General features: G+C 70.9%; 11 protein-coding genes, 1 tRNA gene, 1 pseudogene and 1 riboswitch. Of the genes and pseudogenes, 6 read left to right on the top strand and 7 right to left on the bottom strand.

Annotation, left to right across the window (positions count from 1 at the left end; all coding sequences use genetic code 11):
- Positions 1–125: 125 nt before the first annotated feature.
- Positions 126–1295, top strand: a pseudogene (locus AB6A69_RS15690) (IS5 family transposase).
- Positions 1296–1398: 103 nt separating this feature from the next.
- Here AB6A69_RS15690 and AB6A69_RS15685 read toward each other — a convergent pair.
- The 5 genes from AB6A69_RS15685 to AB6A69_RS15665 form a co-directional block, all read right to left on the bottom strand.
- A complete protein-coding gene (locus AB6A69_RS15685; protein WP_371061474.1) occupies positions 1399–1587 on the bottom strand; it encodes a hypothetical protein in 189 nt (62 codons plus the stop codon).
- Positions 1588–1662: 75 nt separating this feature from the next.
- Positions 1663–2730, bottom strand: coding sequence for a TonB family protein (locus AB6A69_RS15680; protein WP_371061473.1), 1068 nt, complete (start codon positions 2728–2730; stop codon positions 1663–1665).
- Positions 2727–3110, bottom strand: a complete 384-nt coding sequence (locus tag AB6A69_RS15675; RefSeq protein ID WP_371061472.1) for an ExbD/TolR family protein — start codon at positions 3108–3110, stop codon at positions 2727–2729. Before AB6A69_RS15675 ends, AB6A69_RS15680 begins: the two co-directional genes overlap by 4 nt.
- 5 nt (positions 3111–3115) lie before the next feature.
- The gene (locus tag AB6A69_RS15670; protein WP_371061471.1) at positions 3116–3493 is read right to left on the bottom strand and encodes an ExbD/TolR family protein; all 378 of its coding nucleotides are present in this window, start codon (positions 3491–3493) and stop codon (positions 3116–3118) included.
- Positions 3493–4149: a MotA/TolQ/ExbB proton channel family protein gene (locus AB6A69_RS15665; RefSeq protein WP_371061470.1), complete on the bottom strand. Its 657-nt coding sequence runs from the start codon at positions 4147–4149 to the stop codon at positions 3493–3495. Before AB6A69_RS15665 ends, AB6A69_RS15670 begins: the two co-directional genes overlap by 1 nt.
- A 133-nt stretch (positions 4150–4282) precedes the next feature.
- Positions 4283–4489, bottom strand: a riboswitch (cobalamin riboswitch).
- Between the two features lie 102 nt (positions 4490–4591).
- Between AB6A69_RS15665 and AB6A69_RS15660 the strand changes: the two genes are divergently transcribed.
- Complete coding sequence (locus AB6A69_RS15660) at positions 4592–5374, top strand: sulfotransferase family protein (protein WP_371061469.1); 783 nt, start codon at positions 4592–4594, stop codon at positions 5372–5374.
- 4 nt (positions 5375–5378) lie between these two features.
- On the opposite strand, the gene AB6A69_RS15655 is transcribed toward AB6A69_RS15660, so the two are convergent.
- Positions 5379–8282: a valine--tRNA ligase gene (locus AB6A69_RS15655; protein WP_371061468.1), complete on the bottom strand. Its 2904-nt coding sequence runs from the start codon at positions 8280–8282 to the stop codon at positions 5379–5381.
- A gap of 95 nt (positions 8283–8377) precedes the next feature.
- Positions 8378–8806 carry an Lrp/AsnC family transcriptional regulator gene (locus AB6A69_RS15650; RefSeq protein ID WP_371037293.1) on the bottom strand — a complete coding sequence of 143 codons (429 nt, stop codon included), beginning with the start codon at positions 8804–8806 and terminating at the stop codon, positions 8378–8380.
- A gap of 115 nt (positions 8807–8921) precedes the next feature.
- On the opposite strand from AB6A69_RS15650, the gene AB6A69_RS15645 reads away from it, so the two are divergent.
- From AB6A69_RS15645 to AB6A69_RS15630, 4 genes are all read left to right on the top strand, one after another.
- A complete protein-coding gene (locus AB6A69_RS15645) occupies positions 8922–10064 on the top strand; it encodes a type III PLP-dependent enzyme (RefSeq protein WP_371061467.1) in 1143 nt (380 codons plus the stop codon).
- 59 nt (positions 10065–10123) lie between these two features.
- A complete protein-coding gene (locus tag AB6A69_RS15640) occupies positions 10124–12418 on the top strand; it encodes a xanthine dehydrogenase family protein molybdopterin-binding subunit (protein ID WP_371061466.1) in 2295 nt (764 codons plus the stop codon).
- A 144-nt stretch (positions 12419–12562) separates the two neighbouring features.
- Positions 12563–12638: transfer RNA gene (locus AB6A69_RS15635), tRNA-Val, on the top strand.
- 268 nt (positions 12639–12906) lie between these two features.
- Positions 12907–13728, top strand: coding sequence for a B12-binding domain-containing protein (locus tag AB6A69_RS15630; protein WP_371061465.1), 822 nt, complete (start codon positions 12907–12909; stop codon positions 13726–13728).
- Positions 13729–13761 lie beyond the last annotated feature (33 nt).

Genomic DNA, 13761 nt, shown 5'->3' with positions numbered 1-13761 from the left:
ATGAGCCGCATCGCCACACGGTCCACGTGCACGCAGAGGGCGCCATAGCAGGCTGCTGAAAAACCCTGCCTCGACAGCGGTTTGAGAACATGATTCACCCACGGCACGGAAACGGCGGGGCGATCATGCGGGGTGTGGACGAGACGAGCGGGTCGCTGTTCAGCTATGTCGATCTGGAAGAGCGCATCCCGCCTCGACACCCGCTGCGCAAGATCAGGCAGGTAGTCAACGACGCACTCGCCAGTCTCGATGCCGATTTCGAGGCGCTCTACATTGTTTTTGGCCGCCCCTCGATCCCGCCGGAGCGGCTGATCCGGGCGGGTATTCTGCAGATCCTGTTCTCGATTCGCTCCGAGCGGCAGTTGATGGAGCAAATGGATTACAACCTGATGTTCCGCTGGTTTGTCGGCCTCGGGATCGACGATCCGGTCTGGGTCCCGACGGTCTTCACGAAGAACCGCGACCGGCTGCTGACGACGGACATGTCGCGAAAGGTGATGGCAGCGATCCTGGCGCATCGCGAGCTCGTGCCGCTTCTGTTGGACGAGCATTTCTCCGTCGATGGGACGCTCATCAAAGCTTGGGCATCGATGAAGAGTTTCCAGCCGAAGGCCGAGGCCACCCCGCCTGACGATGAGGGGCCGGGCGATCCGCCCGCCCCGGATACCACCCTTGAGCCCGCGCATTCCGAGACCCCAGCCGAGACCGACCCGATGCCCCGCAACAGCCGCTACCGCAATGCCGAGGTCGACTTCAGGGGCGAGAAGCGTTCCAATGCCACCCATGCCTCGACCACCGATCCGGATGCGCGCCTTTACAAGAAATCCCCCGACACGGGTGCGGTGCTTTGCTTAATGGGCCATGCGTTGATGGAGAACAGGCACGGGTTTGTCGTGCAGGGTGATTTGACCCAGGCCGACGGTCATGCCGAGCGGCGCGCGGCGCTGGACATGGTCCATCGCCATTCCCCCGGATCGACCCGGCGACTGACGCTGGGTGCCGACAAGGGGTATGACGCGGCTGGGTTCGTCTCCGACATGCGCCAAGCCTGCGTCACGCCCCATGTCGCCCAGAAATCGAGATATTCAGCGATCGACCGGCGCACGACCCGGCACGAGGGATATGCGCTGTCCCAGAAGCACCGAAAGAAGATCGAAGAGCCGTTCGGCTGAGCCAAGAAAGTCGGCGGCATGGCACAGACCGTGTATCGGGGCACTGAACGCGTCCGATCCCGCTTCATCCTGACCATGGCCGCCAACAACCTTGCCCGGCTACCGCGGTTGCTGGGGGCATGACGGGAAAGACGGACCAAGGTGCGAGCCACGGACGCGCCAACAGGCATGACCGTCAGTCGAACCGGCCATGATGACGGGACAGCGTTCCGGTTCGAGAACTATTTCAGCGACCTGCTAGACCGTTGGAACTTTCGCCGGCCCGGCACGCGTGGCTCGACGCCTTGCAAGTCGCCAGGCGCGAGGTGACGCGCTTGCCCGAGCGTTCCGTGACGGGATGGCTGAACTCCGCGGCCTCGATGTCCGCGCCGTGCCGGGCGATCACGAGTGCGCTCTGTGCCGAGAAGTCGGGCACGCGCCGTCCGCTGGTGGATCCTGGATCAGCACGACACCGCCCATGGCTGACGCCCGGCCCGGTCGCGCCGACGGCTCAGGGCGCGAAGCGCAGCGTCACGGTGAAGGGGTAGCTTTCGGAGGAGAGCCCGTTCGGGGCGCGGGGCAGGCGCGCGCGCTGGACCGCGGCCACCGCGGCCCGGTCGAGTTGCGCGTTGCCCGAGGAGCCCCGAACCGAAACCCCGGCGAGGCGGCCGGCGGGGGCCACCAGGATGGCGAGGCGCACGCGCCCCGCGGCGCGCGTGCCCGATGGGTAGCGTTTCTGGCGTTCGATCGCGGCGACGATCTGCCCGCCCCAGCGCGCCACGAGCTTCTGCCCCGACGCGCCCTGGGCGACCTGTTCCGTCGCGCGTGTCCGGCCCGCGCTTGCGCCGCCGCCCGCGCCTTCGGCCTGCTGGGACTGGGGCGCGGCGCCGCGGCCACCGGTCGGCGCTTCGGGCGGTGCGGGCCGCGCGGCAGGTGCGGGTGACGGCCGCGCGGCGCTGCGTGCGGGTGCGGTCTCCAGCGTTTCGGGTCTCGGTGCCGGGCGGCGGGACAGCCCGGGCGCATGTGGCGAGGACGGGATCGCCGCGCGGGTGTCCGGGCGGGGTGCGGCCTCGGCCGCGGGCCTTGCGGGCGCCGCGGCGGCCGCGCGCGGCGCCTCGGGGGCCTCGCGTCTCGGCAGCGCGGCGCCATGGCCGGTGTCGGGCGCGGGCCGGGGCAGGGCCGGGGCTTCGGCAAGCGGCGGCGCGGGGAGGTGGGCGACCGCGGCGGGCCGCTTCGGCGCGGGGCCGTCCGGCGCGGGCGGCGCGGCCGCCTGCGGGGCGGTCCGGGGCAGCGTCTCCGCCGCCGGCCCGGACGCGGTGTCGGGCCGGGGCAGGGCGGCGGAAAGCGGCGCCGGACGGTCGGGCGGGGATGGCATCGCCGCCTCGGTCTGGGCGGCGGGCGGGGCGCGCCAGGCCGTGACGAGGGCCGTTAGACCCGCGCCTCCCGCCTCGAGCGAGACCGTGGCCGCACCGCCCGCGCCGGCGGCGGGCGCCGCGCCGCCCGACCATTGCGCGAAGGCGCCCACGTGCAGCGCCAGCGCCACGCCCGTGAAGGCGGCGAATTCGAGCCCTCCCTTCATCGCGGCCGTACCGCCAGTTCGATCTCTGCCGCGCCCGTCTCTGCGAGACGCCGCAGCAGCGCGGCGAACTCCGCCGCCGGGAGCGTCGCGTCCGCACGAACGGTGAGCGGGCCGGCCCCGGCGTCGCGCGCGGCGAGCGCCTCCCACGCCGCCACGCCGTCCGCGCCGCCGAAGGCCACCCGCCCGGCCGCCGAGACGTGCAGGACCGCGCCGGCCTCGGCGCCCGTCTCCGCGCCCGCCTGGGGCGGGGTCACGTCGAAGGGGGCGGGCGGGGCGATCTCGGCCGTCATCAGGAAGAAGATGAGCAGCAGGAAGACGACGTTGATCATCGGCACGATGGCCTCGGGACGGGTGCGCGCAGGGGGGCGGGGAAACTCCATCGCGTCTACTCCACCAGCAGGAGTTGGCTGTGTCCCGCGGCGCGGAGCGTCTCGGCCACGTCGGCGAGGCGCTGCAGGTCCGCGCCCGCGACCGGGCGCAGGACCAGCGGGTCGGCCGGCGTCTCGGTCAGCGGGGCGAGGGCGGCGGCAAGGCCGGTCTCGTCCACGGCGCGGCCGTTGAGCGTGACGCGGTCGGGGAAGATCTCCACCAGCCGGGGCGGGCCGCTCCAGCCCGCGCCCCCGCCTGCCGTGGCGAGGGGCAGCGCGGCGTCGCGCCCGAACTGCGCCACCAGCATGAAGAAGACCAGAAGCAGGAACACCACGTCGATCATCGGCGTCAGGCTCGGGCGGCGGCGCGGACGGGCGGCGGCGAAATCGAACATCAGGCCGCCTCCGCCGCGCGGGGGGGCAGGTGCGTGAAGACGCGGGTGGCCAGATCTTCCATCTCGCCCTGGACCGCCTCGGCCACGCTCTCGAACCAGGTGAGCGCGGCGGCGGCGGGGATCGCCACCGCCATGCCGGCGGCGGTCGTCAGGAGCGCCTCCCAGATCCCGCCCGCGAGGACCGAGGGGTCGGCCCGCGCGCCGCTGGCCTGAAGCGCCTGGAAGGCGTCGATCATGCCGAGGACGGTGCCCAGAAGCCCGATCAGCGGTGCGATGGTGGCGATGAGTTCGAGCGCGCGCAGCCCTTCCCGGAGCCGGGCGAGTTCGGCCCGCGCGATGCGCGTCGTCTCTTCGCGGGCGGCGGGCTCGGCCATGGCCGGATCCTCCGCCGCGCCCATGGCGGCGGCCGCGAGCCGGGCGCGCACGCCGCTGCCGCGCGCGGCCTCGGCGCGGGCCTGCGCCGCGCGGCCTTCGGTCCAGAGCGCCACGGCGGCGCGCGCCCGCGCCCCGCCCCAGGCGCCGAGCCGGGCCAGCCGCCAGAGTTTCCAGAGAATGAGCGCCAGGGTGAGGACCGAAAGCGCCGCGATGACCCAGAGCGCCGGGCCGCCACGGGCGAGGAACTCGCCGATCCCGCCGAACGCCGCGTTGCCCGCCATGCGCCTCTCCTCCCGCCGCCGGGCCGGGCCCGGTCTGCGCTTCGTGTCTTGTCCGGGAAGGGGCGGCCTGCCCGGACCGGTGATCGGGTTCACCACGCCGGAAGGCTCCGTCGCCCCGGCGCGCCCCGCGCCCGGACAGGGTGATCGCTCCGGCAGGTCTCCTGACTCGCGGGTCGCTGCTCGGCCGGGCCTTCCCGCGGGCCGCGCCCGCAGTGGCATCTTCCGGCTCCGCTCGCCGCTTACAGTTGCGGGGGCAGTCGCGGGTTTGGCCCTCAGGCCGCACCGCGTTCCCATTTTCACCGGGCGCGCGAACGCCCGGACCGGAGCACCCCGACCCTTACGCCGAATCGCGCTTTCGGAAAAGCAGAACCTCGTGCGTGCCACGCAGTTGCACGCCGCCCTGCGGGGCTGTACCCGTGCCGGGAGTGGGGAAGATCCGCCTATGCTGGAGCGCCGGAGCGCGAAGATACGTCTGACGAGGGCGTTCCAGGGACAAGCGCAGCGTCTCTACCCGTTCTTCCGGCAGCACACCTATCGCGGACCGCTTCTGCCTTCGGAGGTCGAGAGTCGGGTCGCCGTTTCGCTGCGGGACGGGTTTCTTTACAACCGGATCCCCAAGACCGCGAACTCGCTCATGACCTGGATGCTCGCCAGGGCCTCGGCAGACGCCGCGGGCGAGCCTGCGCCCGAACGGCCGAAGAGCTATTTCCCGACGCCGCGGCGACTGTCATCGGGCGAGGCCGCCCGTGTCGAGCACGAGATCTTCAAGTTCGCGATCGTGCGGAACCCCTATTCGCGCACGCTTTCGGCGTATCTGGACAAGATCGCCGCGGGAAAACAGCAGGCGCGCACCTTCGAGAAATGGCGCGGCGCCCCGGTTCAGCGGGAAGAACCGAGCTTCGGCGAGTTCTGTCGCTATCTGGACGCGGTCGGGCTGCGGGACGACGTGCACTGGGTGCCGCAGACGGAGCTGCTTTGCGAGGTGCCGGGCTGGTTCGACCGGATCTACCGGCAGGAAAGGCTGGGCGAGGCCGCCGAGGAAATCATGGGGCGGATCTTCGGCGTGGCGCCGGAGTTCCCGGCGCGGGTGGGGCCGCGCCCGACCGGGGCGTCGAAGCTCATCGCCCGCCACTACGACGACGAGACGCGCCGGATCGTGGCGCGGCTCTTTGCGGCGGATTTCGATGCCCTGGGCTACGCCCCGGATCTTCCGGGCGCGGCCTGATCCGTCAGCCGATCTCGGCCAGACGTTCGAGCGCCGCGCGCAGGCGCTGCGCCTCGTCCTCTTTCAGGGCGAGGGTCGCGCGGGTTTCGTCCACCACCTCCTCGGGGGCGCTTTCGACGAATTTCGGGTTGGAAAGCCGCCCCGAAAGCCCGCCCATCTCCTTCTCGAGCTTGCCGAGCGTCTTCTCGAGCCGCGCCTTCTCCTCGGCGACGTCGATGACGCCGGCGAGCGGCAGGCCGAGGCTCGCGCCCTCCACGGCCACGGTGACCGTGCCCTTCGGGAAGCCGTCGACCTCCTCGAGGCTCTCGATCCGGGCGAGCCGCTTGATCAGCGCCTCGTTCCGGCCCCAGGCGGCGCGGCCGGTCTCGCCGATCTCGGTGGCGAGCATCGGCACGTAGAGCCCCGCGGGGACGTGCATCTGCGCCCGCGCGCTGCGCACCTCCTCGATGACGGAGACGACCCAGCCCATCTCCCGGTCGGCGGCCTCGTCCGCAAGCTCCGCGGCGGTGTAGCCGGGCCAGTCGGCGTGAACGAGCATCTTCGACCGCTCGGCCAGCGTGCCCCAGAGCTCCTCGGTGAGGAAGGGCATGATCGGATGCAGAAGGATGAGGCACTGGTCGATCACCCAGGCCATCACCGCCTGCGTCTCGGCCCGAAGCTCCTCGTCCTCGCCCTGCAGGAGCGGCTTGGAGAATTCCACGTACCAGTCGCAGACCTTGCCCCAGACGAAGCCGTAGAGCGCGTCCGCCGCCTCGTTGAAGCGGAAGGCGTCGAGCGCGGCGTCCACCTTCTCGCGCACGCGGCCGGTCTCTCCGAGGATCCAGCGGTTGACGGCGGCGGTGGCCGCGGGGACGTCGGCGCCGCCGCCCACCGCGCCGTTCATCTCGGCGAAGCGCGCGGCGTTCCAGAGCTTGGTGCCGAAGTTCCGGTAGCCCGCGATCCGCTCCTTCGAGAGGCGCAGGTCCCGGCCCATCGCCGCCATGGCGGTGAGCGTGAAGCGCACCGCGTCGGCGCCGTACTCCTCGATGAGCTCCAGCGGGTCGAGCACGTTGCCGAGCGACTTCGACATCTTCTTGCCCTTCTCGTCACGGACGAGGGCGTGGACGTAGACGGTGTCGAAGGGGCGTTCCCCCACCACGGCGTATTGCATCATCATCATCCGGGCGACCCAGAAGAAGATGATGTCGAAGCCAGTGATGAGCACGTCTGTCGGGAAATAGCGGCGAAGCTCCGGCGTGTCCTCGGGCCAGCCCAGCGTGCCGATGGGCCAGAGCCCCGAGGAGAACCAGGTGTCGAGCACGTCGGTCTCGCGCGCCAGCGTGACCTCGGCGAAGCGCGCCACGCCGTCGCCCGCGGCCTCGCGCAGGCCGCCCCATTCCGCGCCCTGGCCGCCGAAGCGGATCTCGGGCCCGGGCCCGTAATATTCCCGCGCGAGGTCGAACGCCTCGGCCTCGGTGGCGGCGCAGAATTCGCGCGGGCCGCCGGCCGGGTCGTCGCGGTCCGGCCCGTACCAGACCGGGATCTGGTGGCCCCACCAGAGCTGGCGCGAGATGCACCAGGGCTCGATGTTCTCCAACCAGTGGAAATAGACCTTGCGGTCGGCCTCGGGCAGGATCGTGGTGCGCCCGTCGCGCACCGCGTCGATCGCGGGGCCCACGATCTTTTCGGCGTCCACGAACCACTGGTCGGTGAGGTAGGGCTCGATCGCCACCTTGGAGCGGTCGCCGTGGGGCACCATGTGCCGGTCGGCGTCGATGCCGTCGAGCCAGCCCTCCTCCTCGGCGGTGCGCACGATCCAGTCGCGCGCCTCGTAGCGGTCGAGCCCGTCGAGCGCCTCGATCACGCGCGCGAGCCCGTCCGCGTCGCAGCCCTCGGCGAAGTCCGGGTTGTCGCGCAGCCACATGCCCGCGCGCGGCGTCATCACGTTGATCGCCCGAAGGCCGGTCCGCTGGCCCACCGCCCAGTCGTTGAAATCATGCGCGGGCGTCATCTTCACCGCGCCGGTGCCCTTCTCGGGATCGGCGTAGTCGTCCGCGACGATCCGCAGCCGCCGGCCCACCAGCGGCAGGATCGCCTCCTTGCCCACGAGATGGGCGTAGCGCCGGTCGTCGGGATGGACGGCGATGCCGGTGTCGCCCAGCATCGTTTCGGGGCGCGTGGTGGCGACGGTCAGGTAGTCCCGCGTCTCGGTGGCGGTGACGTTGCCGTCCTCGTCGAACTCGACCGGGTGCTCGTAGGTCTCGCCGTCGGCTAGCGGATAGCGCAGGCGCCACATGTGGCCGTCGGTCTCGACCTGCTCGACCTCCAGATCCGAGATCGCGGTTTCGAAATGCGGATCCCAGTTCACCAGCCGCTTGCCGCGGTAGATGAAGCCCTTGCGGTACATGTCCACGAAGACGCGCATCACCGCGTTGTGGAAGTCGGGGCTGTTCTCGTGGCCCACCCGCGTGTCGCCGGGCGCGCCGGCCATGGTGAAGGCGTTGCGTGACCAATCGCAGGAGGCGCCGAGGCGCTTGAGCTGGCCGATGATCGTACCGCCGGAGCGTTCCTTCTGCTTCCAGACGAGATCGATGAAATCCTCGCGGCTGAAATCGGTGCGGCGCTTGCCGTCCCGGGCGAGTTCGCGCTCCACCACCATCTGGGTCGCGATCCCGGCATGGTCCTGGCCGGGCTGCCAGAGCGTGTCGAAACCGCGCATCCGGTGCCAGCGCACCAGCACGTCCTGCAGCGTGTTGTTGAAGGCGTGGCCCATGTGCAGCGAGCCCGTCACGTTGGGCGGCGGGATCATGATGCAGAAGCTTTCCTCGCGCGAGGCGTTGGCGCCGGCGGCGAAGGCGCCGGCCTCTTCCCAAGCGGCGTAGATCCGGCGCTCGGCCTCTTGGGCGTCGAAGGTCTTCGAAAGCGGCATCGCGTGCATCCCGTCTTGAGCGGCGTCGGCCCGCTCCTTACCCGAGCGCCGGGCCGAGGAAAAGCCGCCCGGCGCCCGCCGCGGGCCGGCGCCTCTCAGCGCGTCCGGTCGAGCTTCGTGGCGAGGTGGATCAGGCTTTCCGAACCCTTCACGCCGCGGGTCTCGCCGATCCGGTCGAGCGTGTCGTCGAGCGCCTCGGTGCTGTCGGCCGAAAGCTGCACGATGAGATCCACCCGCCCCGAGGTGGTGTGCACCGCCTCCACCCCCGGCAGCGACTTGAGCCGGGCGAGAACGGCGGGCCCCGAGCGCGGTTCGATCGACACGAGCACCGTGGCGCGCAGCGGCGGCCGAAGCGCGGGGCCCGCGCGCAGCGTGTAGCCCGCGATGGCGCCGCTGCGCTCCAGCCGCTCCAGCCGCGCCTGCACCGTGGTCCGGGCGAGGCCGAGCCTGCGGGCGAGCGTCGCCGTGGGCAGGCGGGCGTTCTCGGCCAGAAGCGAAAGGAGGGCGCGGTCAGTTTCGTCCATCTGTCGGCAAATTTCGTCGTTTCGACGTCATAATGAACGGATTCGGCGAAAAAGACACTCCAAACCGACGGCGCGTCGCCCGAAGATTCCGTAAAACGCGAGCAGTGAGGTTCCCATGCAATCCGGCGCGACGCTCTGGCCTTCCCCCGAAACGCACCTGTCGCGGGCGCATCCGCGGGGTCCGGTGCTCTATTTCTGCCCCGACACGTTGCAGCGGACGGCCCGGCGTTTCCTCGACGGCTTTCCGGGGCTCGTCACCTACGCGGTGAAGGCGAACGATGGCCCGGAGGTGCTGGAAAACCTCGTGGCTGCCGGGATCGCGGCGTTCGACGTGGCCTCGCCCGCCGAGATGGCGCAGGTGCGCGCGGCCTTTCCGGGCGCGGTGCTACACTACCACAACCCCGTGCGCGCCCCCGAGGAGGTGGCGGCGGGCAAGACGCATGGCGTCGTCTCCTGGTCTGTGGACTGCGCCGCGGAACTCGACAAGCTCATGCCGCTGCCGGACGGTGCGGAGGTCGCGGTGCGGCTTCGCCTGCCGGTCGCCGGGGCGGCCTATGATTTCGGCGCGAAGTTCGGCGCCGATCCGGAGGTGGCGGCCGCGCTTCTGGCCGAGGTGGCGCGGCGCGGGCTCACGCCGTCGCTCACCTTCCATCCGGGCACGCAATGCGCCGATCCCGAGGCCTGGGCGGCCTATATCTTCTCCGCGGCGGAGGTGGCGCGCCGCGCCGGCGTCACGCTGCATCGTCTGAACGTCGGCGGGGGATTCGCCGCGCACAGGGACGCCGCGGCGCCCGACCTGGAGGCGATCTTCGCCCGGATCGGCGCCGCGGCCCGCGCGGCCTTCGGCGCGGATGTCCCGGCGCTCGTCTGCGAGCCGGGTCGCGCCGTGGCCGCCGAGGCGTTCACCCTCGCGCTGCCAGTGAAGGCGGTCCGGCCGGACGGGGCGCTGTTTCTCGGCGACGGGATCTACGGTGCGCTCGCCGAGCTGCGCGACATCGCCGCGCCGGGGCGCTTCCGGCTCCTCGACGCCGCCGCGCGGCCGCGCACCGGCGCGCCGGTGCCGCGCGTGGTGTTCGGCCCCACCTGCGACAGCCTCGACCGGCTGCCCGAGCCGCTGCCGCTGCCGGGCGACGTGGCCGAGGGCGACTGGCTGGTGCTGCCGGCCATGGGCGCCTATTCCGCGGCGCTTTCGACGCGGTTCAACGGCTATGGCGCGCTCGACCGGGTCACCGTGGCCGCACCCGCCCGCCAGGGGTAGACACCGCCACGCCGCGGCGTAGGTTCCGCGGGAGACGCAGCGGCGGACAAGGGATGAGCATGGAAAAGTTCGGGCGGAGCCAGCCGGTCACGCGGATCGAGGATCAGCGCTTTCTCACCGGCGAGGGCCGGTATGTCGACGACATCGTGCCCGAGGGCGCGCTCGTGGCCCATGTCCTGCGCGCGCCCATGGCGCATGGCTGGATCGAAACGCTCGACGTGAGCGCGGCGCGCGAAGCGGAGGGCGTGCATGCCGTACTCACGGCCGCCGACCTCGAGGCGGCCGGTCTCGACCTGCGGATGCAGGCCGTGCGCGTGCCGAACCGCGACGGCACGAAGGGCGCGGCCACCGAGCGGCTTCTGCTCGCCCGCGACCGCGTGCGATTCGTGGGCGAGCCCGTGGCGATGATCGTGGCCGAGACGCGCCAGCAGGCGCGCGACGCGGCGGAGCTCGTCGAGCTGGAGATCGAGGAGCTGCCCGCCAAGCTCGATCTCGCGCCGGGGGGCGAGCCGCTTCACGAAAACGCGCCGGACAACCGCGCCTTCGACTGGGTGCTGGGCGACGCGGCGGCCACCGAGGCGGCCTTCGAGACGGCGGCCCATGTCGTGCGCCTCGAGGTCGGCGACAACCGCGTCATCGTGAACTCCCTCGAGCCGCGCGGCGCCTATGCCGAATGGGTGGACGGGCGCGTGCACGTCGCCATCAACGGGCAGGGGGTCTGGAGCCAGAAGGCGGCGCTCGTCCAGGCGCTCCGCCTGCCCGAGGACGCCGTGCGTGTGACCAACCCCGACGTGGGCGGCGGCTTCGGCATGAAGGGGGCGCCCTACCCGGAATATCCCGTTCTGGCCCATGCCGCGCGGGTGACGGGACGCCCCGTGCACTGGATGGCCGAGCGCACGGAATCGATGCTGTCCGACCATGCCGGGCGCGACCTCGTCACCACCGCCGAGCTCGCCTTCGACGCGGATCTGCGGATCACCGCCTACCGCGTCCACACGCTGAGCAATCTCGGCGCCTACAACTCCAATTTCGGCCAGATCATCCAGAGCACGCTCTTCTCCAAGGTTCTGACGGGCGTCTACGACATTCCCGCGGCGTGGCTGCACGTCGAAGGCATCTATACCAACACCACGCAGGTGGACGCCTATCGCGGCGCCGGCCGGCCCGAAGCGATCTATGTGCTGGAACGCGCGATGGATCGCGCCGCGCGCGAACTGGGCGTGGACCCGTGGGAACTGCGCCGGCGCAACTTCATCCCGAAGGAGAAATTCCCCTACACCACGCCCTCGGGCGAGACCTACGACGTGGGCGATTTCCACCGCCTGCTCGACCGGGTGGAACGGGAGTGCGACCGGGCCGGGTTCCCCGCACGGCGCGAGGAGAGCGCGGCGCGCGGCAGGCTCCGCGGCCTCGGGCTCTGCTACTACATCGAGAGCATCCTCGGCGATCCCTCGGAAGGCGCGAAGGTGACGTTCGAGGAGGACGGGACCGTCAGCCTCTTCGTGGGCACCCAGTCGAACGGGCAGGGGCACGAGACGGTCTACGCGCAATTCCTGTCGGACCAGACCGGCATCCCGGTAGAGCGCATCCGCGTCGTGCAGGGGGATTCCGACCTCATCGCGCAGGGTGGCGGCACGGGCGGCTCGCGCTCCGTCACCGTGCAGAACACCGCGACGCTGGGCGCTGTCGAGAAGATGGTCGCCGCCTTCACGCCCTACCTCGCCGGGAAGATGGACGTGCCGGAAGCGGAAATCCGCTTCGATGACGACACGTTCCGCGCGCCCGGCTCCAACCGGACGCCGAGCCTTCTGGAGGCGGCGGAAATGGCGCGCGCCGACGGGCGCTCCGACCTCTTGACGCACGAGGCGCGCACCAAACTGCCCGGCCGCTCCTTCCCTAACGGCGCCCATGCTGCGGAGGTGGAAATCGACCCCGACACCGGCCGCGTCCGCGTGCTGCGCTACACGGTGGTCGACGATTTCGGCAACCTCATCAACCCGCTTCTGGCCGAGGGACAGGTCCATGGCGGCGTGGCGCAGGGCATCGGGCAGGCCCTCTGCGAGCGGACGGTCTTCGACGAGGACGGCCAGCTTCTCACGGCAACCTTCATGGACTACGCGATGCCGCGCGCGGACGATCTGCCCATGTATGATTTCACCTCCGAGCCGGTGCCTTCGGTGAACAACGTGCTCGGCATGAAGGGATGCGGCGAGGCGGGCACGGTGGGCGCGCTCGCCGCCGTGGCCAACGCCGTTCAGGACGCGGTGTGGGAGGCCGGTGTGCGCCAGGCCGACATGCCCTTCACCCCGCATCGCATGTGGGACATGCTGCGCCACGCCCACGCGGCGGAATGAGCGCCGCCTGAGGCAGAGCCGGCGGCGCCTGCCGCTTCGGGCCCTCGCGGTCCGTGCGCGCGGCGTGGTCCCCGCCGTCTCGGCACGGCCCGGCGCGGCGAGTCTTGCCATGGCGATCGGACGCGCGGTAAGAGCGCGCGGCGTGGGTGATTAGCTCAGCTGGTAGAGCGCCTCGTTTACACCGAGGATGTCGGGAGTTCGAGTCTCTCATCACCCACCAGCGCGCCGGCCCGGCGTCCCGATCCTTCCCGAGGGGCGGGACATGTTCGCGGCCTCCGCCGCAGCCCGACGCACTGCGGCACCGGGATCGCGCGGGCCGCGCAACTCGTCCGTTACAACGACGCCGGGCGCGGGCAGCCATGCGGCGACCTCGTCGACGGGCCTCGTCCGCCCGGGACCGGACCCCGAAAAAATCATCCCCGAGTCATCTTAACCCACTTGATCCATCGGTATGCCGAGGTATCCTTTCCGCATGGGAGGCGTTGCCGATGGGAAAGCCCGAGGTCACTTTCGACGAGGAAATCTTCTCGCGCACGGCATCTCTCTTCGCGACGAAACGCGATACCTTCGCCCCGGATGCGGTCGAGGCGCTGGCAGGCGACATCGTGCGACGCCTTGCACGCTCCGCCGGCACGGGCCCCGCCTTCGACGCCCCGGACATCAGCGACGACAGCATCGCCGCGTTCTGCGACGCGCTGGTCCAGCCTGATCCCGACGCGGCCTTGCGTTTCATAGAGGAGCGTCGTGCCGAAGGTGTGACGCGCCAGGGTGTCTACCTGGGATACATCACCGCCGCGGCGCGCTGTCTTGGCGAAGGCTGGGACGAGGATCGGCTGTCCTTTCTTCAGGTCACCTACGGCACCGGGCATCTCTACGCCCTGATGCGGGCCCTGAGGGCCGAGAGCGCCGCCGCACGGCCGACATTCGACGGTGATCGCTGCGCGCTCTTCGCCACGGTGCCGGGCGAGGATCACGGCATCGGCATAACCGTCGCGGCCGACCTCTTCCGGGAGGCGGGCTGGGAGATCGATCTTCAGATCGGCGCCGATCACGACGAACTCGTTGTCCATGTCGAGCGAACCCAGCCGCACATAATCGGACTGTCGCTCAGCACCGAGCACAGGCTCGACGCGCTGGTGCGCCTGGTCGTGGCGATGCGGATCGTCAAGCCGCATGCGATCATCGGCGTTGCGCCGGCGTGGAGTGTCGACGCGGAACGGCTTCACGAACTCCTCGATATCGATATTGTCTTCGGCGATGCGAAGTCGGCCTTCCTGGAGCTGGATCGCCTGATACGACTGCGCGGCTGACCGGACCGGTCCTGCGAAACGCCCCGATGTCGG

Source organism: Rhodosalinus sp. 5P4 (assembly GCF_041365695.1).
Classification (GTDB): Bacteria; Pseudomonadota; Alphaproteobacteria; order Rhodobacterales; family Rhodobacteraceae; genus Rhodosalinus.
This window is presented reverse-complemented; position numbering and strand designations above follow the sequence as displayed.